This is a genomic window from Bradyrhizobium semiaridum (assembly GCF_020329505.1).
In the GTDB taxonomy this organism is placed as follows: domain Bacteria; phylum Pseudomonadota; class Alphaproteobacteria; order Rhizobiales; family Xanthobacteraceae; genus Bradyrhizobium; species Bradyrhizobium semiaridum.
Genome location: NZ_JAGKJJ010000001.1, coordinates 137,624 through 159,245, shown reverse-complemented (window position 1 = coordinate 159,245; position 21,622 = coordinate 137,624). Strand labels below are relative to the sequence as shown.

Sequence of the window (21,622 nt, the reverse complement as noted above, 5' to 3'; positions counted from 1 at the left end):
GCGAAACCGGTTGAAAGTGTGGCCGCAACGCTTTGCTGCGCCTGATCATTGGCTGTTCCGCCGGAACATCGAGGAGAATGTCGCGGGCTCCGGCTTCTTCTCCTCGGCGACCGGCGGTGGCGGCGGCGCGACGGCACGCCGCGGCGCGGCCCGCCGGTGCGCCGGCCGGCTCGGAGCAGGCGGATCGTCGGCCTTCAAGGAGAGCCGCTGGCCGTCGTAGATCGCGGTCTCGCAGGTCCGCTGGTTGAGGCTGAGGCCGGCGCAGATCTTGGCCGCGGTCCCGGCATCGTTCAGCGGCCCGGCCACCAGGCGGAGCTGCATGCCGAGCCCGTTGGTGTTTTCCTTGATCACGATGATCGGGCGCAGCGCCGCCAGCGGCGCGTTGGCCTTCGACTTGAGCAGCCCGCGCCACAGCGCCCGCAGCCCATTGACCGAGTTCGCGGTACCGAGATCGATGCCGAACTCGGTACGCTGGATCGCTTTCGGCGGGACGGCATCGTCCTCGAGTTCGGAATCCGGGTCGGGGGCGACCACCAGCGGTGCGATGGGTGCGGCGGATACATCGCGCGCGGTCGGCGGCTTGACCGGCTCAAGCGGCTTGCTGGCCGCGGGCTCAGCCATCGCGATCATCGGTCTGTCGGCGACCGGCACAGCCGGCGGCGCCGGCGCGGCAGCCTTGGCCTCGTCGGCGGCCGGGCTCGCACTTGGCGCGGCGGATTTCTTTTCGGCGGCCGTCTCAGCTGGTCCGGATGGCTTGCTGTCGGCGGATGCTTTATCGGGCGGCGCAGGCTTGTCCGGTGCCCCGGGCGGCGCCGTGGCCGCTACCGGGACGGGGGCGGGCGCCTGGACGACGGGCGGCGCGCTGGCGGGGGCCGCCGACAAGGCAGGTGCCGCGGCCATGGTCGTTGCTGCCGGCAGAGGCGCCCGGTCCTGCTTGGCGATCGTGCCGGTCACGAAATCGAGGCCTTGCTCCAGCGTGGTGACGCGCGAGTAGAGCCGGTCGCGGTCGCCGTTCAGCGTATCGATCGCCGCGGCGAGCCGGCGCGTCTCATTGTGGCTTTCTTTCGCCAGCGTCTGCAACTGCTGGGCCTGGCGCGCGATGTCGGCGGCCGCGACCTGGTCGCGCTTCAACGTCAATGCCGACTGGTTTGCCATCACGGCGATCGTCACGGCGCCGACCGCGCCGAGGCCCCACGAGCCGAGCCGCCACAGCAGGCGGCGGTCGAACGCCTCCTCCTCGGCCAGCAGGCCGCCGCCTTCAGCGTCGATATCCGCCGCAAGCTTGTCGGTATCCTTGGCCAACGCGCGCTTGGCCCTCCTCAAGGCCCGCCGAATCACAGGGTAAAGATTAACAGGAAATCGACCGGGAACTTGAATCCGGGCCGTCACCGAGGCGAATCGGTTTCTTCTCCCGGGGAAAACAATTAAGACGGCCCGGCGCAGAATGCTGCGCGAGATTTTGAGGATTGCGAATGACTGCACGATCGAGCCTGACGGTGGTGCTTGCGGCCGGCGAGGGCACGCGCATGCGCTCGGCGCTGCCGAAGGTGCTGCACCAGGTCGCGGGACAGTCGCTGCTCGCGCACGTGCTGGGCGCCGCGGCGGCCGGCGAGGGATCGCAGCTCGCGGTGGTGATCGGTCCGGATCATGAGGCCGTCGCCAACGAGGCGCGCCGGGTGCGTTCCGATGCGCAGATCTTCGTGCAGCGCGAGCGGCTCGGCACCGCCCATGCGGTGCTTGCCGCGCGCGAGGCGATCGCCCGCGGCGCCGACGATCTCCTGGTCGCATTCGGCGACACGCCGCTGATCTCGGCCGAGACCTTTGCGCGGATGCGCGCGCCACTCCGGCAGGGCGCGGCGCTTGCGGTGCTCGGCTTCCATGCCGCCGACCCGACCGGCTATGGCCGGCTGGTGGTTGAGAATGGCAGATTGATTGCGATCCGCGAGCAGGTCGACGCCAGCGCGGAAGAGCGCAGGATCACGCTGTGCAATGCCGGCGTGATGGCGTTCGACGGCAAGACGGCGCTATCGATCATCGAGAAGATCGGCAACGCCAATGCCAAGGGTGAATATTATCTGACCGACGCCGTCGGCATCGTCAGGGATCTCGGACTGGAGGCTGTCGTGATCGAAACCAGCGAAGACGAAGTGCGCGGCATCAACACCAAAGCGCAGCTCGCGGAGGCCGAGGCCGTGATGCAGGCGCGCCTGCGCAAGGCCGCGCTCGAGGCCGGCGTGACGCTGATTGCGCCCGACACCGTCTATCTCGCGGCCGACACCAGGTTCGGCAAGGACGTCACCATTGAGCCGTTCGTGGTGATCGGCCCCGGTGTCTCGATCGACGACGGCGCCGTGATCCATTCCTTCTCGCACATCGTCGAGGCCAGCATCGGCAAGAAGGTCTCGGTCGGTCCCTATGCGCGGCTGCGGCCCGGCACATCGCTCGGCGACGGCGCGCGGATCGGCAATTTCGTCGAGACCAAGGCGGCGACGCTCGAGGCCGGCGTCAAGGTGAACCACCTGTCGTATGTCGGCGACGCCCATGTCGGCGCCAATTCCAATCTCGGCGCCGGCACCATCACCTGCAACTATGACGGCTTCCTGAAACACAAGACCCTGATCGGCGAGGGCGCCTTCGTCGGCACCAACTCGTCGCTGGTGGCACCGGTCAAGATCGGCAAGGGCGCCTATATCGGTTCGGGCTCTGTCATCACCAAGGACGTGCCCGACGACGCGCTGTCGGTGGAGCGCGCTCAGCAGATGATCCGCGAAGGCGGCGCCGCGCGCTACCGCGAGGTGAAGCTGAAGGCGAAGGCCGCCAAGGCGAAGTGAAGACGCGTTCGCGTTCTCCTCGTCCCGAGGTGCCCGCGCAGCGGATCGAGGCCCAACAGCCGAAAGCCGAACCGATTCCTTGGAGGCGCGCACAAGGGGCGCGCTCCCCAGAATGCCGGGTGTTATTGATCTGCTTCAAGGGATGAAGGCTACAGGCTCGCGACCGAGGCCAGCGGCCCCAAACGGAGCGCCGGACAAGGACTGTCTCCCGTGTCACGCCGTCCTGTTATTCGTCATCCTCCACGAGCCGGTTCGCCGCGTGATCCTGGTACTGGTCGGTCTGGATGGACTTGCCGTCCTTGCCGCGGCTGTCCGAATGCTGGCCCTTGTCGCGGTTCGACAGCACCATGTTGTCGCCGATCTTGTCCTTCGGAATATCGGTGCGAGCGCCGCTACCGTCGCCCTTGGCGTGCATCCCGGATCGAAATTGCGTCTTGCTGCCATGTCCGCCTGGCATGATGTAACCTCCCTCGCTCGCGAGCCTTGCCCGCTCAATGCTTCTGCTGTGCCGCCGAAGGCTTGATCGGCGCATGGCCGCGCTGCCCGGCGTCGTTGTGCTTGTTGTGGTCGCTTTCCTGGTTGAGGCCGCGCCGGCTTACCGGAAATTCGCTCTGTCGCGCCTCTCGCCGCGGCACGTGGACCGCATGGTCCTCTGGATTGCGGCCCGAGGCTTGTTCGACCTCGCGCGCATCCGGGACGTCGGCCTTGCGCTCGAACCTGCGTTGCTGCTGTTCATGTGTCTTCCTGCCTGGCATGACGCTTCTCCATTTCGTCAGCGGTGCGGCCGATGCGTGCCGCTCCTTGCGACCGCCTTATCGATGCCGCCGGCTGCGTTCACGTCGTTATCGAGATCGCCCTCGAGTGTGTTCGCGCCGCGCAATTCGTCGATGTCCTCGTTCGATGCGCCGGCCATGGTCGCGCCTTTCGACGCGCCGATCAGCGGATTGTCGCGAAAATCCTTGGCGCTCGGGCGCTTCGGCTTGGGCTGCTTGTTGCTCATGGCGCTAGTTGCCTTTCTGGTCGGGATCGTGCGTGTGATGGCGATCGCGCTCTCCGCCGCCGCCGGAAACGCGGCTGTGCTTGCGGTGCGGGTCATCGGCCGGCGGCTTCTTGATCTCCAGAGGAGCCTGGGCGTTCTCGTGCGAGGCACCCGGACCTCCCTGGCGAATGGTTTTCGGCGTCTTGGTGGATGTCGACATGACGGTCCCTCAACGATCCTGCTGATAGCCTTGGTTGGTGGTGTTCTGCTTGATGTTGGCTTGCTGTCCCTGCTGATCGGGATTTTCAGCGTGGGGCCCGCCTGGCGTACCCACGCCAGGCTTCGGCTGCTTGTCGTCTCCCGTTCCCTTGTGGCTCTGGTTGGCCGGCGGAACTGGCGGCATCTTGGTCATGAGGCTTCTCCTCGTTTTCCTCGTTTAGGCAGGCCTCTAGTTCGGTCAGGCGCGCCCAACAGGAGGAGGTTTCTGATCCCACGAGGCCCGGACCTCCTCAGGCAGTGCGTCCCTGACATTGCCGACCTCGCCAGCCGTTAGGTGCCGTGACAGTACGTGGAACACGGTGCGCAGCGCGTCCTCCACATTTACCGGCCGCGAGAAGTGTAGCTCCTGCTCGATCGTCTCGAGAAACTCGTCCCGGGAACGCGTCCGCTTCGGCAATTCGGAGGGACGGAACTGATCATAGTAGGCGCCGCGGACCAGCAGCGGCAGCTGCGAGCCGAGATGCGCGGCGAGGCCGACCGGGAGCCGATCACGGATGGCATGCAGTGCTGCGGACAGCACACGCCACGATAGCTGGTCGTCCGTTCCGAGCTCTTCGCCGACCTCGTTCAGCCAGACGTGCGTGAGTCCGGTCGAAGACCGGAACGGCGCTGGAACTCATGAGCATTCTCCTGCGCGTCTCATATCGACCCACAACAGAAGCCGCGCGTCGCCGTTCCTAACGCCGACACAGAGTGATCTGTCGCTGAAACCACAATTGCGACGACCAACTTCTCGCATAGGAACGCTGTGCGCGGATCCAGCCTTGCCAATCATGACGCACATCATCTTCAGCGACTTCCGTGAACCGGCGGCCAGCGAAGCCTACGAGATCGCGTACGATTATCTCTTGCGTACGGGTGCGATCCGCGATGAATTCGAGATCTGCGTGTTTCTCGCGCAGCATCTGGCCGCGATGGTCGAGCAGGGCCAGACCAACAAGATCCGCATGGCGAACCGCGCCATCGGGGAGTATGAGCGATACATCAGCGAATGCGAGACCCTGAACGGTCAAGGGATCTGTGGGTACGAGAACGCGTGAGGTTCGGGCCGTACCGCAGTTGCTCCGAACGCAAGGCTTCGCTGGTCGCCCGGGGACTGACATCTGGGGCTTGCGAACTGTTCCTGCTTCGTTCACATTCGGTCATGACTGATATGACCGCGGGTGGCGAGATGGATACCGACAACGCCGAGATAGATCGAAGCATCATCCGTCTCTGGAACCAGCTTCGCCGTCTGCAGCGCGAAGGGCAGCCGACGGCGGCAATCGTGCAGAGGATAGAGGCCGCACTGGCCGAGCGCGAGCGCCGTGCAGCCTGATCGGACTCGTGCGAAGCAACCTCGATCCGGTCGTCGGCCTTCGCCGTGATTCGGGCAGGCGCGTGACAGCGCATCGGCTGATATTGCCAGCTTGAACTGTTCGGGAATGCCTGCTGTCGACGTCACCTCGAGCGTCGCGCTGTCGCGCGACAGGCCGCGCACGGTGCAGCTGAGCGTTGAGTGGCCGGCGCTGAAGCTGATCGCGCCGGCCTTGAACACGCCGTGCGGTTGGCGCAATCGACGGCGCCGGGTCGACCCAGGCCAGCGCCTGATTGCGGGAGGCCTGCTTGGCGCCGTACATCGCCAATCCGCGTTGCGCAGCATGTTGTCGAAGCATTGGCCGGGCGAGACCCATTGCCGGTGCCCGTCGATGAAGGTCAGCGTCGACATCGGCACGCGGAAGGTCTTGCGGCAGAGCGAGGTCAGACGATCAAAGGCCAGCTCGCGCGGCGTGTCGAGGACGTCGAGTTGCGCAGCTTGCATCGGCCATCGCCGAGCGCGGGAAGGCTCGCCGAAACGGGTTATGGGTGGGTTGACGTCCGGTTGTTGCCTGGCGATCACACCACTGCCCAAATCGACGGGCGACGAGCATGCCTAGCGATGGTCTCCATGTTTTCGGGCGTATAGTTATCGCCAGATTGGAATTGTTTGAAATTGGATTTTGCAATGCCTAGGCCGAACCGCGCGCGCGATTCCGTGACCATCGCGGCGCTGCTCGCCGGTACGTCGCTCTTCCTCAGCACCCCAGCTTCGGCGGAGGCGGTCGGCGGCACCGGGGGCGCCGCCGCGGCATCGACCGGCGGTGCGGGCGGCACAGGTACCAGCCCGGCTGCGAACGGAACCGGCAGCAGCGGCGGCGGAGGCGGTGCAGCCAGCGTGATAACCGGCGCAGGCGGCGCGGGGGGCCTCGGTGGGCCGGGAGGCACCGGAGGAACCGGTGGCAATGGCGGCAACGGCGGCAGCTACGGCTTGGTCAATCCGGTCGGCGGCGTGATCGGAAACGCTACGGGCGGTGGTGGTACAGGCGGCCAGGACGGGACGAGCGGCCCGATCTCGTTTGGTGGCGGTGGCGGTGGAGGTGGTGCGGGTGGCGGAGGCGTGCTCTCTGCTGGCGGCAGCTTCACCGTCAACTCTGGAACAACCGTGCTGGCCGGATCTGGCAGCAATGGTGGTGGTGGCGGCGGCGCATTTCCCGTGGGCTCGACCGGCGGTGATGGCGGGGGCGGTGGCGGCGGCGGCGACGGCATCGACTTCACTGGAGGCGCCACTCTCGTCAATAACGGCAACGTCATTGGTGGCGTCGGTGGTGCGGGTGGCGCAGGCGGTGGTGGTCCGCTCTTCGGCGGCGCGGGCGGTGATGGCGGCACTGGCGGCGTCGGTGTCAGCTTTGCGGCTGGTGGCAACCTCACCAACACCGGCGTCATCGAAGGCGGCTCGGGTGGGGCCAAGGGTGCGGCCGGCTCCAATGGCGCGGACGGCAATGCTGGTGCAGGTGGCGCCGGCGTCATCGGCGCCAACCTCAATATCGTCAACAGCGGTTCAATCTTCGGCGGCATCAGCGGCGATGGCGTCACCCGTGCCGACGCGGTCACCTTCACCGGCGGTGTCAACTCGCTGCGGTTTGGTGGCGCGACCTCCGGCCTGATCGGCAATGTCGCGGTGACCGGCGTGCTGGACCTCAGCACCACGGTTGCGAATACAAGCGTTGGAAACACCATCACCGGGAACGGGTCGGTTTCCAAGAGTGGCGCGGGCACCGTCACGCTGTCAGGCGTCAACACCTATTCCGGTGGAACCAGCATCAATGCGGGCACGCTGGAAGTCGCACACGCCACCGCCCAGAATGTCGACGCGCTGGGCAGCGGGGCGGTCAGCTTCAACGGAGGGACGCTGGTCAACGCCACGGGCTTCAATTCGGTTTTGACTAATTCGGTACAACTCAACGCGCCAGGCGGCACCGTGAAGGACGGTGGGACCGGTTTCATCTTGACTGGAAACATCACCGGCGCCGGCGGGCTTACGGTCGCGGCAACACAGTTTGTCTCACTTGGCGGCAACAATGATTATTTCGGGGCAACGCAGGTTACCAGCGGTACGCTCTACGCAATTTCGAACACTGGCTTGTCAGCGAACTCGGCCTTTCGTGTCGCAAGCGGCGCGACGCTCAACCTCGATACCTCGGCAGCCACGATAGGCTCGTTGGCGGATGCCATGCCGGGTTCGGGTGGAACGGTCACCGCAAGCCGGAACGCAACGCTCACGACGGGGCAGGATGGTTCGTCGACTACATTCTCCGGCCAGATCACGCAGTCTCCCATTGCCGAGCTGGCGCTGACCAAGGTCGGCGCTGGTACCCTCACCCTGGCGGGGGCCAACAACTACACCGGTGCCACGCATGTTGTGGCCGGCACGCTGATGGCCGGCGCGGCCGGCACGTTCAGCAGGTTCAGCGCGACCGCGGTCGATGCCGGCGGCACGCTCAATCTCGGTGGCTTCGCGCAGACTATCAACAATGTGGCGCTCACTGGTGGCACGCTGGGCAACGGCACGCTGGCAGGTGCGGTCACGTCAGGCGGCGGGTTCATCGTCGACGTCAGCGGCAGCATGAGCTTGAGCGCCAACGGCGGCACGACCTTGCTGTCCGGCACGAACGGCTATACCGGCGCGACCACGGTCAACAATGGCGCAACCCTGCGGGCCGCCAACGCCAACGCGTTCAGCGCCGCCAGCGCGACGACCGTCAATGGCGGCGGCATGCTTGATCTCGGTGGATTCAATCAGGCGATAGGTTCGCTGGCCGGCAGCGGCAACATCGGCCTCGGCAACGCCATCCTGACGGTTGGAGGCAACAACACTTCGACCACCTATTCCGGCGTCATGTTCGGCACCGGCGGTTTTGCCAAGGGCGGCACCGGCACCATGACCCTCTCGGGTGCAAACACCTACACGGGTGTTTCGTCGGTCACGGCTGGCACATTGATCATCGCCGCAGGTGGCGGGATTACATCCAACATTCTGGTTTCGCCCGGGGCAGAACTGGATAATTCCGGCAGCATAGCGGGCAGCGCTGGCACGCTGGCGGCAGGTAACGTCGCCAACAGCGGGACGTTCAGGAATTCGTCGGGCGGAATCGTATCCGGAATCCTGCAGAATTCAGGCAGTGCAACGAACAATGGTGTGCTCAACGGCGCCGTGTTCAATGGTCTGCGCGCCATCATGACCACGAGCGGAACCGTTGCCGGCGGCCTGATTAATGACTCCGGCACGTACACCCAGACGGCCGGTTCGACCAGCGGCGGAACGACGAACAGCGGAACGATCAATGCGAACGGCGGAGCGTTCAACGGTGCCGTGAATAACAACGGCGGCGCCTTCGTCGTCGGTGGTGCCGTAACCAGCGACAACACATTCACCAATTCCGCGGCGACGTCGCTCCTGCACGTGTTGAATGGTGCCATCTACACCGTGACGGGTCAGCTTGCGAACTCCGGCACCCGGGCGGGGGGCGGCGGCATCGTCGTCGATGCCGGCGGCTTTCTGAATGCCGGCGGCGGCCTTCTCAATCGCGCCGGCGCAGTCATCGTCAATAACGGCCGCATCGATGATGCGCTCGACAATGCGGGCAACGTCACCAACAATCTGATCTACAATGCCGACGTCTCCAGCAACCACGGCGCCGGCGTCATCTTCAATGCGGCTGGCGCCACCTGGACGGGCAATGTGCTCGACAACGGCGCGACGATCCGCAACGCAGGAACCTGGACCGGTTCGATCACGAACGCAGGCGCGTTCGCCAACGATGCCGGCGCGACGGTGTCCGGACTGATCACGTCCAGCGGCGGCACGGTGGTCAACGACGGCGCGTTCAACGGCGGCGCTGTCATCAACGGCGGCGTGCTGACCGGTACCGGTTCGATCGCCGGCCTTGCCGTCAATGGCGGCACCTTCGCACCTGGCAACGGCACGCCGGGCGCGTCGACGACGGTGACGGGCAATCTCGTCTTCCAGTCGGCGGCGCAGTATCTGGTGATGCTCAATCCAGTGGCCTCATCGCTCACCAATGTCACCGGTACGGCGACGCTCGGCGGCGCAGCGGTGACTGCGGCGTTCGCGCCGGGCAGCTATGTGGAGAAGCGATACACCATCGTCAGCGCCGGCAGTGTGATCGGCACGTTCTCCTCGCTGGTCAATACCAACCTGCCGTCGGGCTTCACGCCGAGCCTGAGCTACGATGCGAGCAACGCCTATCTCAATCTGACGCTGAGCTTCACGCCGCCGTGTTTCGGCAGCGGTCTCAACCTCAACCAGCAGGCGGTCGCCAATACGCTGGTCAATTTCTTCAACAGCACCGGCGGCATCCCGATGGTCTACGGCACCCTGACGCCGGCCGGCCTCACCGAGGCGTCGGGCGAGGGCGCGACCGCCGCGCAGCAGACCACGTTCAAGGCGATGGACCTGTTCCTGGGCTTGATCACCGATCCGTTCGTGGCGGGGCGCGGCGATCCGGTCGGGGCGGGCAGCAACCCGAGTGCGTTCACCGACGAGGATGTGCTGGCCTATGCCGCGCGCGGCGGTTCGCGGAGCGAGCGCGATGCCCGTGCCGCGATGTACCGCAAGGCACCGTCGCTCGCGCCGTCCTTCGACCAGCGCTGGAGCGTGTGGGCGGCCGGCTACGGCGGCTCGCAGCAGACCGGCGGCAATACCGTGGCCGGATCGACCAACACGACGAGCAGCATCTATGGCACCGCCGTCGGCGCCGACTACCGCTTGTCGCCACGCACGCTGGCCGGCTTTGCCATCGCCGGTGGCGGCACCAATTTCAGTGTCAACAATCTCGGCGGTGGCCGCTCCGACCTGTTCCAGGCCGGCGCCTTCATCCGGCACAATGTCGGCGCGACCTACCTCTCAGGCGCGCTGGCCTATGGTTGGCAGGACATCACCACCGACCGCACCGTGACGGTCGCCGGCCCCGACCGGCTGCGCGCCGAGTTCAAGGCCAATGCGTGGTCCGGCCGGCTCGAGGGGGGCTACCGGTTCGCTGCGCCGTGGATCGGCCTGACGCCTTACGCCGCCGCTCAATTCACGACGTTCGATCTGCCGAGCTACGCCGAGACGGTCATCTCCGGGGGCGGCGCGTTTGCGCTCGGCTACGCCGCCAGGAGCGTGACCGACAGCCGCAGCGAGCTCGGCCTGCGCACCGACAAGTCGTTCGCGATGCCGGACGCCATTCTGACGCTGCGCGGCCGCGCCGCCTGGGCGCACGACTTCAATCCCGATCGCAATATCGCCGCGACGTTCCAGGCGCTGCCGGGCGCCAGTTTCGTGGTGAACGGTGCGGCACAGGCATCGGACTCCGCGCTCGTCACCGGCGCGGCCGAGATGAAATGGCTGAACGGCTGGGCGGCGGCAGCGACTTTCGAGGGTGAGTTCTCCAACGTGACGCGCTCCTATGCCGGCAAGGGCGTCGTGCGCTACGCGTGGTGAGGAGCGCCTACGCGACCATGGTTAGCCCGAATTAACCAGCCTTTCGCATCGATCTCGCCGCTTAAGACTGTCGCAATCCGCAATAATTATTGAGTATCGTGCGGCCGGCGATTCCCGTTAAGGGACCGTGTCGCCGCCTTGGCAAATTTTCGGCGATTTGGGGACATTGAACCGCATGTGCGGCATCGTCGGCATTCTTGGACGCGCTCCGGTCGCGGAGCAATTGGTGGATTCGCTCAAGCGGCTCGAATACCGCGGCTATGATTCCGCCGGAGTAGCCACGCTCGAGAACGGCTCCCTGGCGCGGCGCCGCGCCGAGGGCAAGCTGAAGAATCTTGAGGCCCGGCTCGAGGCCAAGCCGCTCGGCGGCCATACCGGCATCGGCCACACCCGCTGGGCCACCCACGGCCGGCCGACCGAGAACAATGCGCATCCGCATGCCACCGAGCGCGTCGCCGTGGTGCATAACGGCATCATCGAGAATTTCCGCGAGCTGCGCGAGGAACTCGAGGCCAAGGGCACGGTGTTCTCAACCGAGACCGACACCGAGGTCGTGGTGCACCTCGTCGACAACCTGCTGAAGGGCGGCGTTGCGCCGGTCGAGGCGGTGAGGGCCGTGCTGTCGCGGCTGCGCGGCGCCTTCGCGCTCGGCTTCATCTTCGAGGGCGAGGACGATCTGATGATCGGCGCCCGCAACGGCCCGCCGCTTGCGATCGGGCATGGCGACGGCGAGATGTATCTCGGCTCGGATGCGATCGCGCTCGGGCCGTTCACCGACACGATCAGCTATCTCGAGGACGGCGACTGGGTGGTGCTGAACCGCAAGGGCGCCACCATCTTCGACAAGGACAACGCCATCGTCCATCGCGAGGCGATCAAGCACCTGACGGCGACGGCGCTGGTCGACAAGGCCAACTATCGCCACTTCATGGCCAAGGAAATCCACGAGCAGCCGGAGGTGGTCGGGCATACGCTCGCGCGTTATGTCGACATGGCGACCGAACGCGTCACCATGCCGGTCAAGCTGCCGTTCGACTTCAAGGATATCCAGCGCGTCTCGATCACCGCCTGCGGCACCGCGAGCTATGCCGGCTTCGTCGCAAAATACTGGCTGGAGCGGCTGGCGCGGCTGCCGGTCGAGCTCGATGTCGCCTCCGAATTCCGCTACCGCGAGGCGCCGCTGCGCAAGGGCGACCTTGCCATCTTCATCTCGCAGTCCGGCGAGACCGCCGACACGCTGGCGGCGCTGCGCTATGCCAAGGCGCAGGGCGCGCACACGCTCTCGGTCGTCAACGTGCCGACCTCGACGATCGCGCGCGAGAGCGAGACCGTGCTGCAGACGCTGGCCGGCCCCGAGATCGGCGTCGCCTCGACCAAGGCGTTCACCTGCCAGCTGATGGTGCTGGCCTCGCTCGCGGTCGCCGCCGGCAAGGCGCGCGGCGAGCTGTCCGCCGAGGACGAGAGCAAGCTGGTGCACTCGCTGGTCGAGATTCCGCGACTGATGTCGGAAGCGCTAACCACCGAAGTCCATATCGAGAAGCTGGCACGCGAGATCTCGAAATCGCGCGACGTGCTCTATCTCGGCCGCGGCACCTCCTATCCGCTGGCGCTCGAAGGCGCGCTGAAGCTGAAGGAAATCTCCTACATCCATGCCGAGGGCTACGCCGCCGGCGAGCTCAAGCACGGCCCGATCGCGCTGATCGACGAGCACATGCCGGTCGTGGTGATCGCGCCCTACGACAAGGTGTTCGAGAAGACCGTCTCCAACATGCAGGAGGTCGCCGCCCGTGGCGGCAAGATCATCCTGATGACCGACGCCAAGGGCGCGGCGGAGGCGACCATCCAGTCGCTGGTGACGATCGTGATGCCCGACATGGGGGCGACCTTCGCGCCGATCGTCTATGCCGTGCCGGTGCAACTGCTCGCCTATCATACCGCCGTCGTCATGGGCACCGACGTCGATCAGCCGCGGAATCTGGCGAAATCCGTCACGGTCGAATAGTCGCAAGTGACGACATCACGCAGCTCTTCAAAAAGCTGCTAGGATGGCATAGCTGTCTGGGGCGCGATCAGAAGCGCGCTTTAGTCTGTTGTTTGCGCATGATCTTTTCCGGAAGCCGCTGAATACTTTACCGGGGCATGCGCAGGAATTACGCCCGCTGGGACGACCTGGAACCGCAATGACGTCCACTCAAGTGCCTCCCGTGACGCCAGGTGATCTGCCCCCGGATGCCCCCCGCGGGCTGATGGCGCGCTTTCGCAATTATTTCCTGACCGGCCTCGTGGTGGCCGGACCGGTCGCGATCACGCTGTATCTGACCTGGTGGTTCGTGAACTGGGTCGACAATCTGGTCCGGCCGTTCGTGCCGACCGCCTATCGGCCGGAGACGTACCTGCCGTTCGGACTGCCCGGTTCCGGCCTGATCGTCGCCGTGATCGCGCTGACGCTGCTCGGTTTCCTCACCGCCAACCTGATCGGGCGAACCCTGGTCGATCTGGGCGAACGGCTGCTCGGCCGGATTCCGGCGGTGCGCGCGATCTATCGCGGCCTCAAGCAGGTGTTCGAGACGCTGTTCTCCGGCAACGGCTCGAGCTTCCGCCGCGTCGGCCTCGTCGAATTTCCCTCGCCGGGGATGTGGTCGATCGTGCTGATCTCGCAAGCCCCGAACGCCGAACTCGCCACCAGCCTGCCCGGCGCCGAGGAGCACATCTCGGTATTCCTGCCGTGCGCGCCGAACCCGACCACCGGCTTCTTCTTCTACGTGCCGAAGAGCAAGGTCATTGAGATCGAGATGAGCACCGAGGACGCCGCGACGCTGATCATGTCGTGCGGCGTGGTGCAGCCCGGCGGCTCCGACCAGAAGCGCGCCGCAGCGCTCGCCGGCATGGCCAACGCCGCCCGCATCGCCAACCAGGCCGCCTCGCTGCAGCCGGCCGCCCCGGCGAAGGTGGAGTAGGGCACGGCGCTCTATCCCCGTCATTGCGAGGAGCGATAGCGACGAAGTAATCCATCGTTCCACATATGCGGTGCTATGGATTGCTTCGCTTCGCTTGCAATGACGGCGGCTCCAGCGCTACCCCGCCCCGATCAGCGGCACGGCTTCGTCGCGCTCGTAGAGATAGAGCAGGCAACGCAGCGCGTCGCCGCGCTCGCCATTCAGCTTGGGGTTGTCCTTCATGATGCGCAGCGCCTCGTCGCGGGCCTGCGTGATCAGTTGGGCGTGGACGTCGGAGCGGGCGATGCGGTAGCCGGGCAGGCCGCTCTGGCGGATGCCGAGCACGTCGCCTTCGCCGCGCAGTTTCAAATCTTCCTCGGCGATGCGAAAACCGTCCGTGCTCTCGCGGATCACTTTCAGCCGCGCCTTCGACATCTCGCCGAGCGGCTCCTTGTAGAGCAGGAGACACGTCGAGGCTTCCGAGCCGCGGCCGATGCGGCCACGCAGCTGATGCAGCTGTGCGAGGCCGAAGCGTTCCGCGTTCTCGATCACCATGATGGTCGCGGCCGGCACGTCGACGCCGACCTCGACCACCGTGGTCGCGACCAGGAGCTGGATCTCGTGCGCGGCGAACTGCGCCATCACGCGATCCTTCTCGGCGCCCTTCATCTGGCCGTGGACCAGGCCGACCTGATCGCCGAACCGCTTTTGCAAGGACTCGAAGCGCTCGGTCGCATTGGTGAGATGCTCGGTTCCCTCGGCCTCGGACTCGTCGACCAGCGGGCAGATCCAGTAGACCAGCTTGCCGGCGCCGAGCGCGCGGCCGACGCCGTCGATCACGTCCTCGATCCGGCTCATCGGCACCGCGCGGGTGTCGATCGGCTGGCGGCCGGCAGGCTTTTCGCGCAGCTCCGAGACGTCCATGTCGCCGAAATAGGTCAGCACCAGCGTGCGCGGGATCGGGGTCGCGCTCAGCACCAGCACGTCGACGGCCGCGCCCTTGGTGGTCAGTGCGAGGCGCTCGCGCACGCCGAAACGGTGCTGCTCGTCGACCACGGCGAGCGCGAGGTCCTTGTAGATCACGTCGTCCTGGATCAGCGCGTGGGTGCCGACCAACAGATCGATCTCGCCGGCCTCGAGCCGCGCCAGCAATTCGCGGCGCTCCTTGCCTTTCTCGCGGCCGGTGAGGATCGCAACCTGCATCCCGGCGCGCTCGGCGAGCGGAGCGATGGTCTTGATGTGCTGGCGCGCCAGGATCTCGGTCGGCGCCATCAGCGCGGCCTGCTTGCCGGCTTCCGCGACCGCCGCGGCGGCGAGCAGCGCGACCACCGTCTTGCCGGAGCCGACGTCGCCCTGCACCAGCCGCAGCATCCGCACCGGCTGGCGCAGATCCTCGGTGATGGCGGCAACCGCGTCGCGCTGCGACTTTGTGAGCGCGTAAGGAAGGGCGTCGATGATCCTGCCGCGCAGATGGCCGTCGCCGGCATTGCGGACGCCGGCGGGCCGCCGCAACGTGGCGCGGATCAGCGCCAGCGCGAGTTGGCCGGCGAGCAGCTCGTCGAACGCCAGCCGCGACCAGAACGGGCCGTCGGGCAGGATGTCGGTCAGCTCGACCGGCACATGCACCCGCGTCAGCGCCTCCCGGATCGGCGGAAATTTGCAGCGCCGCAGCACCTCGGGGCTGATCCATTCCGGCAAGTCAGGCAATTTGGTCAGCGCCTGCGCGATGGCGCGGCGGAGCGAGCCGATGGCAAGGCCCTCCGTCAGCGGATAGACCGGATCGATGCCGGAGAGCTTTGCAAAGCCGGCCTCGTCGACGACGCGGTCGGGATGCACGATCTGCGGGATGCCGTCATACATCGCAAGCGTGCCGGAGACGTAGCGCTTCTCGCCGACCGGCAGCAGTTTTTCGACAAAGCCGGGCGGGCTGCGGAAGTAGGTCAGCACGACGTTGCCGGTGTCGTCGCTGGCATAGACGAGGTACGGCGCGCGCGAATTGCGCGGCGGCGGGGGACGGTGGCGATCGACGGTGACCTCCAGCGTCACCATGGTTCCGACCGCGGCGTCGCGGATCTTCGGCCGCGCCCGGCGGTCGATCACGCTGGCCGGCAGATGCAGCAGCAGATCGACCAGCCGCGGCGTCTCGCTGCGGTCGAGCAGATAGCGCAGCAGCTTGTCCTGCTTCGGGCCGACGCCGGAGAGCGTCGTGACCGGGGCAAACAGCGGATTGAGCAGGCTGGGGCGCATGGGGAGAATCTTAAGTCCGTTCCACTCCGTCGTGCCCGGCCTTGTGCCGAGCATCCACGTCTTTTTTAGAGCGAGCGTGCAGCGCCGGGTCCCGCCTCGCCAAAGCGTCGGCGGGCGGGCAAGCCCGGCAACGACGGCATGGCTCGCAGTCGGCAGATGAGGGCTGACATCGGCCATTGCCGTCGCTATATCAAGCCCCGCCCGGCACGTCCGGGCTTTTGGCGTTGTATGGATTTTGCGACATGACGGGATCGACACGGTCGAGCAGCGGGCTCGATGACCGCCGCAAGCGGCTTTTGTTTCGCTGCTGGCATCGGGGCACCCGGGAGATGGATCTGATCCTCGGCCGATTTGCAGACGCGACCATCGCCGATCTCAGCGAGCAGGAACTCGGCGAACTCGAGCACCTGATCGAGGTGCCGGACCCGGACCTTTATGCCGCGCTGACCGGCGACAAGGTGCTGCCGGCCGAATATGCCACCGCACTCTATGCCCGCATCAAGGCGTTCCGGGTCGCGGATCACGGCGCATGAAACAGCCTGCCAAATCGCCCGCCGCGATGCTCGCGCCCGGCCGCGTACTGACCATCGCCAATGTCGCCGAGGGCGCCGAAGGGCTCGTCGTATCAGACCTCGCGCGGGCGATCGCAGCCAGGCCGAAGCGCGCCGCGGTGAGCCTCGCCGTGGTCTGCCGCGACGGCGCACGCATGCAGCAGCTCGCCCGCGCGCTGGAGTTCTTCGCGCCCGATATCGCGGTGATGCAGATCCCGGCCTGGGACTGCCAGCCCTATGACCGCGTCTCGCCGCATGCCGGCATTCTGGCGCAGCGCCTGACCACATTGGCAAAACTGTCGCGCCTCGCCGGCAGCGACAAGCCGCTGATCGTGCTGACCACCGTGAACGCGGCCGTGCAGCGGGTGCCGGCGCGCGAGCTGGTGGCGGCGCAGGCGCTGTCGGTCGCGCCGGGCAACGTGGTGCCGATGGATTCGGTCGTGGCTTGGCTCGAGCACAACGGCTATACGCGCTCGTCGACGGTGCGCGAGGCGGGCGAATACGCGGTGCGCGGCGGCATCCTCGATCTGTTTCCGGCCGGGCTCGAGCAGCCGGTGCGGTTCGACTTCTTCGGCGATAGCCTGGAGTCGATCCGCACCTTCGACGCCGAGACGCAGCGCACGCTGCTCGACATGCGCGGGCTCGATCTGGTGCCGGTGTCGGAATTCCAGCTCACCACCGAAACCATCCGCCGCTTCAGGATGGGCTATGTCGCAGCGTTCGGCGCGCCGGAGCGCGACGACCAATTGTATGAAGCGGTTTCCGAGGGCCGCCGCCATCCCGGCATGGAGCACTGGCTGCCGCTATTCCAGGAGCGAATGGACACCCTGTTCGATTATCTCGACGGCGCCACCGTCGCGATCGAGCCGCAGGCCGAGGACGCCGCGCGCGAGCGCTTCACGCAGATCGCTGACTACTACGAGGCGCGGCGCGAGGCGCTGGAGCATCCGGGCAGCGGCGCGATCTACAAGCCGTTGCCGCCGGACAGGCTGTACCTGACCGAGGCCGAATGGACCAAGCTGCTCGGCGAGGCGGCGGTGGCGCGGCTGACGCCGTTCGCGGTGCCGGAAGGCTCGACCGAGGTGTTCGATGCCGGCGCGCGGGCCGGCCGCAATTTCGCGCCCGAGCGCGCCGACAGCAATGTCAACGTGTTCGAGGCCGTGGTCGGCCATGTCGGCGCATTGCAGAGCCAGCGCAAGAAGGTGGTGATCGCGCTGTGGAGCGAGGGCTCGCGCGACCGCATGGGCGCGATGCTGCGCGACCACAAGCTGCTCAACACCACCAGCGTCAACACCTGGCGGATGGTGCAGGCGACGCCGCGCAACGAAACCATGCTGGCCGTGCTCGGCATGGAGTCCGGCTTCGAGACCGACGAATTCGCCGTCATCAGCGAGCAGGACATTCTCGGCGACCGCCTGGTGCGGCCGCGCAAGGCGAGCCGCAAGCTCGACAACTTCATCTCGGAGGTGACGAGCCTTGCGACCGGCGATCTCGTGGTCCATGTCGAGCACGGCATCGGCCGCTTCGTCGGCCTGCAGACGCTGGAAGTGTCGGGCGCGCCGCATGACTGTCTCGAGCTGCATTACGCCGCCGAGACCAAGCTGTTCCTGCCGGTCGAAAACATCGAGCTGCTGTCGCGCTACGGCTCCGACAGCGCCAATGTCGAGCTCGACCGGCTCGGTGGCGGCGGGTGGCAGGCGCGCAAGGCCAAGCTCAAGAACCGCATCCGCGAGATCGCGGGCGAGCTGATCAAGATCGCCGCCGAACGGCAGCTGCACGAGGCGCCGAAATTCCCGCTGCAGCCGCATGTCTACGACGAATTCTGCGCGCGCTTCCCGTATGAGGAGACCGAGGACCAGCTCGGCGCCATCACCTCGACCCTGAAGGACCTCGAAATCGGCCGCCCGATGGACCGCCTGATCTGCGGCGACGTCGGCTTCGGCAAGACCGAGGTGGCGCTGCGCGCGGCGTTTGCCGTGGCACTGGAGGGCCGGCAGGTTGCGGTCGTGGTGCCGACCACGCTGTTGGCGCGGCAGCATTCCAGGACGTTCACCGAACGGTTCAAAGGCTTCCCGGTCAATGTCGCGCAGGCCTCGCGGCTGGTCTCGACCAAGGAATTGAACCAGGTCAAGAAGGGGCTCGCCGACGGCAGCGTCGACATCGTGGTCGGCACCCATGCGCTGCTCGGCAAGGCGATCAAGTTCAAGGACCTCGGCCTTCTGATCGTCGACGAAGAGCAGCATTTCGGCGTCAGCCACAAGGAGCGGCTGAAGCAGCTCCGCGCCCAGGTCCACGTGCTGACATTGTCGGCAACCCCGATCCCGCGCACGCTGCAATTGGCATTGACCGGCGTCCGCGAGCTCTCGATCATCGCCTCGCCACCGGTCGATCGCCTCGCGGTTCGTACCTTCGTCGCGCCGCATGATCCGCTGATGATCCGCGAGGCGCTGCTGCGCGAGCGCTATCGCGGCGGGCAGGCGTTCTACGTCGTGCCGCGGATCGAGGACCTCGCCAGCGTCAAGGATTTCCTCGACAAGAACGTGCCGGAGATGAAGGTCGCGGTCGCCCACGGCCAGATGCCGCCGACCGTGATCGAGGACATCATGTCCGCGTTCTACGACGGCAAATACGACATCCTGCTGTCGACCACGATCGTCGAATCCGGCCTCGACATCCCGAACGCCAACACGCTGATCGTGCACCGCGCCGACATGTTCGGCCTCGCGCAGCTCTACCAGCTGCGCGGCCGCGTCGGCCGCTCCAAGCTGCGCGCCTATGCGCTGTTCACATTGCCGGCGCAGCAGAAGATCACCGCGCAGGCGGAGCGGCGGCTGAAAGTGCTGCAATCGCTGGAGACACTGGGGGCCGGCTTCCAGCTCGCCTCGCACGACCTCGACATCCGCGGCGCCGGCAATCTCTTGGGCGAGGAGCAGTCCGGCCACATCAAGGAAGTCGGCTTCGAGCTGTACCAGTCGATGCTGGAGGAGGCGATCGTCAACCTCAAGGCTGGCGTTGCCGAGCCCGCCGCCGACCGCTGGTCGCCGCAGATCACCATCGGCATGCCGGTCTTGATCCCCGAGGATTACGTCAACGACCTCAGCGTGCGGCTGTCGCTGTATCGGCGGCTCGCCGATCTCGACACCGACGAGGAGATCGACAGTTTTGCTGCCGAGATGCGCGACCGCTTCGGCGTGCTGCCGGACGAGGTCCGCTATCTGTTCAAGGTTGCGGCGATCAAGGCCTATTGCCGCAGAGCCAATGTCGAGAAGGTCGACGCCGGCCCGAAGGGCGCGGTGATCGCATTCCGCGACAACAGTTTTGCCCATCCGGAACGGCTGGTGACCTTCATCCGTCAGCACGGCCAGGCCGCCAAGGTGCGGCCGGACATGAAGGTGGTGTTCTTCCAGGAGTGGGACACGCCGGAAGAGCGGCTCGCCGGCACGACGGAGATCTTGCGGCAGCTCGCGAACCTTGCGGAGAGCAAGAAGGCGGCGTGAGCATGCATTGAGCCATCCACGTCATTGCGAGCCAACGGGTCGCGCGAATCCGCGCCCGATGACAGGCTCCGCGAAGCAATCCATTGCACCGCATATGCGGAGCGATGGATTGCTCGTCGCTCCGCACCTCGCAATGACGGGGAGAGGGGAGAGCAAGGATGGCGAGCATGTCTCTGCGTGCCCTCTCATCCTACGCGATCTGCATGATCTCGGTTACGACGCCGCGCGCTCCGGCATCTCGAACAGACGCGCCAGCAGCGACGTCGCGGAATCGCCGGGCAGCAATGACGTCACGCTGACCGCGGGCTCGCTGCGGGTGTCGCGGCGGCCGTGGCTGGTGTGGCGCATCACGCTCGCCAGCCGTCGGGTGATCGCTTGGGCATTGCGCTGGTCGGTGCCGGTGAGCACCACGACGATCGATTTGTCGTCATGCACGGCGCCGAAATCGGCCTGGCGCATCAGGCGGCTGATGATCCGCGCGCCGTCGAACTGTGCGCGCGGCGTGGTGGTGTCGAAGGTGAACCGCGCCACCGAGAGGCTGCCGCCGCGCTCCGCGGTCTGGTAAACGGCGGTGGCGAAGTCGCGGTCGAATGCGGCCTTGGTGAGCAGGCCGGTGCGGGCATCGATCAGCCCCTTGGCGTCGATCGCGCGCAGCATGCGGCTGAGCCGCGCCTCGAAGGCGTGCTGCCGGATGAAGGGCAGCGCGATGTCGGCGATCCGCGCCGGCCCGGCGGCGATAATCTCGAGATTGGGCAGGTCGTAGCGCGGCGCGAGCTCGTTCGAGACGACGATCACCGGCAGCGGCCGGAAGCGGACGTCCTCGGTCAGCACCGTCAGGAACGCGTCCATCACCCGCGGCGTGAAGCCTTCGGCCAGCATGATGCCGTCGATGTCGCGGCTGGAGAGATGCTTGGCCGCCGCCTCAATGCTGAGCGCGCCGACCACGCCGGCGCGCTCGCCGAGTGCGACCGACAGCGCCGGATAGGCACCGCCGCGGCCGATCAGCAGCGTGGTCGCTTCGCCCACCGGATCGACATCCGAGAGTGCGATCGGGGCCGGCGGCACCAGGCGCCGCATCACGGTCGCGTGCAGGGCGCGCACGCGCAAGGACGCGTTGAGCCGCGCGATCAGCCGGTCGGGCATGCCGCGCTTCTGGAAGAACGCGATCGCGGTATCCGGCAACGTGGTCACGGGATCGACCGCGATCAGCGGCAGATAGGGCGCGCGGGCGGCGGCGCGCTTGGCGAGCGTTGCAAGCGCCGGAAAATCGATGCTCTCGGCTGCGGCGATGATCGCCGCCGGTTTCACCTGCTCGATGGCCCGCCCGGCTTCGTTCCAGTCGGTGACCAGCACCGGAAACAGTTTCGTCTCATCGAGAACATCGGCAAAGGACGGCCTTGCCGCCGCCGAGACGATGAGGACCGGACCCTGTTGAGACATGCGAAAGCTCGGAACCAATGCGCTGGAAGCAATGGCCGCGATGCTAGTTGGCATCGCTTA

The 21,622-nt window shown here is 66.5% G+C and carries 17 protein-coding genes; 7 read left to right on the top strand and 10 right to left on the bottom strand.

Annotation, left to right across the window (positions count from 1 at the left end; translation table 11 throughout):
- Positions 1-45 precede the first annotated feature (45 nt).
- On the bottom strand, positions 46-1,302 hold the full coding sequence (locus J6500_RS00660) for a hypothetical protein (RefSeq protein WP_225710741.1): 1,257 nt from the start codon (positions 1,300-1,302) through the stop codon (positions 46-48).
- A 170-nt stretch (positions 1,303-1,472) separates the two neighbouring features.
- On the opposite strand from J6500_RS00660, the gene glmU reads away from it, so the two are divergent.
- A complete protein-coding gene (gene glmU, locus J6500_RS00655; protein ID WP_225710740.1) occupies positions 1,473-2,831 on the top strand; it encodes a bifunctional UDP-N-acetylglucosamine diphosphorylase/glucosamine-1-phosphate N-acetyltransferase GlmU in 1,359 nt (452 codons plus the stop codon).
- A gap of 226 nt (positions 2,832-3,057) precedes the next feature.
- Here the strand turns inward: glmU and J6500_RS00650 are convergent, their stop codons facing one another.
- From J6500_RS00650 to J6500_RS00625, 6 genes are read right to left on the bottom strand one after another with little or no spacing between them, the layout of a single operon-like run.
- Complete coding sequence (locus J6500_RS00650) at positions 3,058-3,288, bottom strand: hypothetical protein (protein WP_225710739.1); 231 nt, start codon at positions 3,286-3,288, stop codon at positions 3,058-3,060.
- A 34-nt stretch (positions 3,289-3,322) separates the two neighbouring features.
- Positions 3,323-3,586: a hypothetical protein gene (locus J6500_RS00645; RefSeq protein WP_225710738.1), complete on the bottom strand. Its 264-nt coding sequence runs from the start codon at positions 3,584-3,586 to the stop codon at positions 3,323-3,325.
- 17 nt (positions 3,587-3,603) lie between these two features.
- Positions 3,604-3,831 (bottom strand): hypothetical protein, encoded by a 228-nt coding sequence (locus tag J6500_RS00640; RefSeq protein ID WP_225710737.1) that lies wholly within the window; start codon positions 3,829-3,831, stop codon positions 3,604-3,606.
- A gap of 4 nt (positions 3,832-3,835) precedes the next feature.
- A complete protein-coding gene (locus tag J6500_RS00635) occupies positions 3,836-4,030 on the bottom strand; it encodes a hypothetical protein (protein WP_225710736.1) in 195 nt (64 codons plus the stop codon).
- A gap of 9 nt (positions 4,031-4,039) precedes the next feature.
- Entirely contained in the window at positions 4,040-4,222 is a 183-nt protein-coding gene (locus J6500_RS00630; protein ID WP_225710735.1) for a hypothetical protein, read from the bottom strand.
- Between the two features lie 45 nt (positions 4,223-4,267).
- Positions 4,268-4,609: a DUF2267 domain-containing protein gene (locus tag J6500_RS00625; RefSeq protein WP_312018185.1), complete on the bottom strand. Its 342-nt coding sequence runs from the start codon at positions 4,607-4,609 to the stop codon at positions 4,268-4,270.
- A gap of 253 nt (positions 4,610-4,862) precedes the next feature.
- Between J6500_RS00625 and J6500_RS00620 the strand changes: the two genes are divergently transcribed.
- The gene (locus J6500_RS00620; protein ID WP_225710734.1) at positions 4,863-5,129 is read left to right on the top strand and encodes a hypothetical protein; all 267 of its coding nucleotides are present in this window, start codon (positions 4,863-4,865) and stop codon (positions 5,127-5,129) included.
- Positions 5,130-5,221: 92 nt separating this feature from the next.
- Here the strand turns inward: J6500_RS00620 and J6500_RS00615 are convergent, their stop codons facing one another.
- The gene (locus J6500_RS00615) at positions 5,222-5,968 is read right to left on the bottom strand and encodes a hypothetical protein (RefSeq protein ID WP_225710733.1); all 747 of its coding nucleotides are present in this window, start codon (positions 5,966-5,968) and stop codon (positions 5,222-5,224) included.
- Positions 5,969-6,073: 105 nt separating this feature from the next.
- On the opposite strand from J6500_RS00615, the gene J6500_RS00600 reads away from it, so the two are divergent.
- The 3 genes from J6500_RS00600 (at position 6,074) to J6500_RS00590 (ending at position 13,848) form a co-directional block, all read left to right on the top strand.
- Positions 6,074-10,891 carry an autotransporter-associated beta strand repeat-containing protein gene (locus J6500_RS00600; protein WP_283842870.1) on the top strand — a complete coding sequence of 1,606 codons (4,818 nt, stop codon included), beginning with the start codon at positions 6,074-6,076 and terminating at the stop codon, positions 10,889-10,891.
- A gap of 175 nt (positions 10,892-11,066) precedes the next feature.
- Entirely contained in the window at positions 11,067-12,893 is a 1,827-nt protein-coding gene (gene glmS / locus J6500_RS00595) for a glutamine--fructose-6-phosphate transaminase (isomerizing) (RefSeq protein ID WP_225710732.1), read from the top strand.
- 178 nt (positions 12,894-13,071) lie between these two features.
- On the top strand, positions 13,072-13,848 hold the full coding sequence (locus tag J6500_RS00590; RefSeq protein ID WP_225710731.1) for a DUF502 domain-containing protein: 777 nt from the start codon (positions 13,072-13,074) through the stop codon (positions 13,846-13,848).
- A gap of 117 nt (positions 13,849-13,965) precedes the next feature.
- Here J6500_RS00590 and recG read toward each other — a convergent pair whose 3' ends face one another.
- The gene (recG, locus tag J6500_RS00585; RefSeq protein WP_225710730.1) at positions 13,966-16,074 is read right to left on the bottom strand and encodes an ATP-dependent DNA helicase RecG; all 2,109 of its coding nucleotides are present in this window, start codon (positions 16,072-16,074) and stop codon (positions 13,966-13,968) included.
- Between the two features lie 242 nt (positions 16,075-16,316).
- On the opposite strand from recG, the gene J6500_RS00580 reads away from it, so the two are divergent.
- Together J6500_RS00580 and mfd are read left to right on the top strand one after the other, a co-directional pair.
- Complete coding sequence (locus J6500_RS00580; protein WP_225710729.1) at positions 16,317-16,607, top strand: FAD assembly factor SdhE; 291 nt, start codon at positions 16,317-16,319, stop codon at positions 16,605-16,607.
- A complete protein-coding gene (gene mfd, locus J6500_RS00575) occupies positions 16,604-20,122 on the top strand; it encodes a transcription-repair coupling factor (RefSeq protein ID WP_225710728.1) in 3,519 nt (1,172 codons plus the stop codon). The genes J6500_RS00580 and mfd overlap by 4 nt, the downstream gene beginning before the upstream one ends.
- Before the next feature lie 213 nt (positions 20,123-20,335).
- On the opposite strand, the gene J6500_RS00570 is transcribed toward mfd, so the two are convergent.
- Positions 20,336-21,562 carry a GGDEF domain-containing protein gene (locus J6500_RS00570; RefSeq protein ID WP_225710727.1) on the bottom strand — a complete coding sequence of 409 codons (1,227 nt, stop codon included), beginning with the start codon at positions 21,560-21,562 and terminating at the stop codon, positions 20,336-20,338.
- Between the last annotated feature and the right edge of the window lie 60 nt (positions 21,563-21,622).

What these genes read in the sequence shown, in the direction of transcription:
- J6500_RS00590 (WP_225710731.1), top strand. Translation starts at nt 13,072, where the DNA reads ATGACGTCCACTCAAGTGCCTCCCGTGACGCCAGGTGATCTGCCCCCG.
- J6500_RS00640 (WP_225710737.1), bottom strand. Translation starts at nt 3,831, where the DNA reads ATGAGCAACAAGCAGCCCAAGCCGAAGCGCCCGAGCGCCAAGGATTTT.
- mfd (WP_225710728.1), top strand. Translation starts at nt 16,604, where the DNA reads ATGAAACAGCCTGCCAAATCGCCCGCCGCGATGCTCGCGCCCGGCCGC.
- glmU (WP_225710740.1), top strand. Translation starts at nt 1,473, where the DNA reads ATGACTGCACGATCGAGCCTGACGGTGGTGCTTGCGGCCGGCGAGGGC.
- J6500_RS00635 (WP_225710736.1), bottom strand. Translation starts at nt 4,030, where the DNA reads ATGTCGACATCCACCAAGACGCCGAAAACCATTCGCCAGGGAGGTCCG.
- J6500_RS00645 (WP_225710738.1), bottom strand. Translation starts at nt 3,586, where the DNA reads ATGCCAGGCAGGAAGACACATGAACAGCAGCAACGCAGGTTCGAGCGC.
- recG (WP_225710730.1), bottom strand. Translation starts at nt 16,074, where the DNA reads ATGCGCCCCAGCCTGCTCAATCCGCTGTTTGCCCCGGTCACGACGCTC.
- J6500_RS00630 (WP_225710735.1), bottom strand. Translation starts at nt 4,222, where the DNA reads ATGACCAAGATGCCGCCAGTTCCGCCGGCCAACCAGAGCCACAAGGGA.
- J6500_RS00620 (WP_225710734.1), top strand. Translation starts at nt 4,863, where the DNA reads ATGACGCACATCATCTTCAGCGACTTCCGTGAACCGGCGGCCAGCGAA.
- J6500_RS00600 (WP_283842870.1), top strand. Translation starts at nt 6,074, where the DNA reads ATGCCTAGGCCGAACCGCGCGCGCGATTCCGTGACCATCGCGGCGCTG.
- J6500_RS00570 (WP_225710727.1), bottom strand. Translation starts at nt 21,562, where the DNA reads ATGTCTCAACAGGGTCCGGTCCTCATCGTCTCGGCGGCGGCAAGGCCG.
- glmS (WP_225710732.1), top strand. Translation starts at nt 11,067, where the DNA reads ATGTGCGGCATCGTCGGCATTCTTGGACGCGCTCCGGTCGCGGAGCAA.
- J6500_RS00580 (WP_225710729.1), top strand. Translation starts at nt 16,317, where the DNA reads ATGACGGGATCGACACGGTCGAGCAGCGGGCTCGATGACCGCCGCAAG.
- J6500_RS00650 (WP_225710739.1), bottom strand. Translation starts at nt 3,288, where the DNA reads ATGCCAGGCGGACATGGCAGCAAGACGCAATTTCGATCCGGGATGCAC.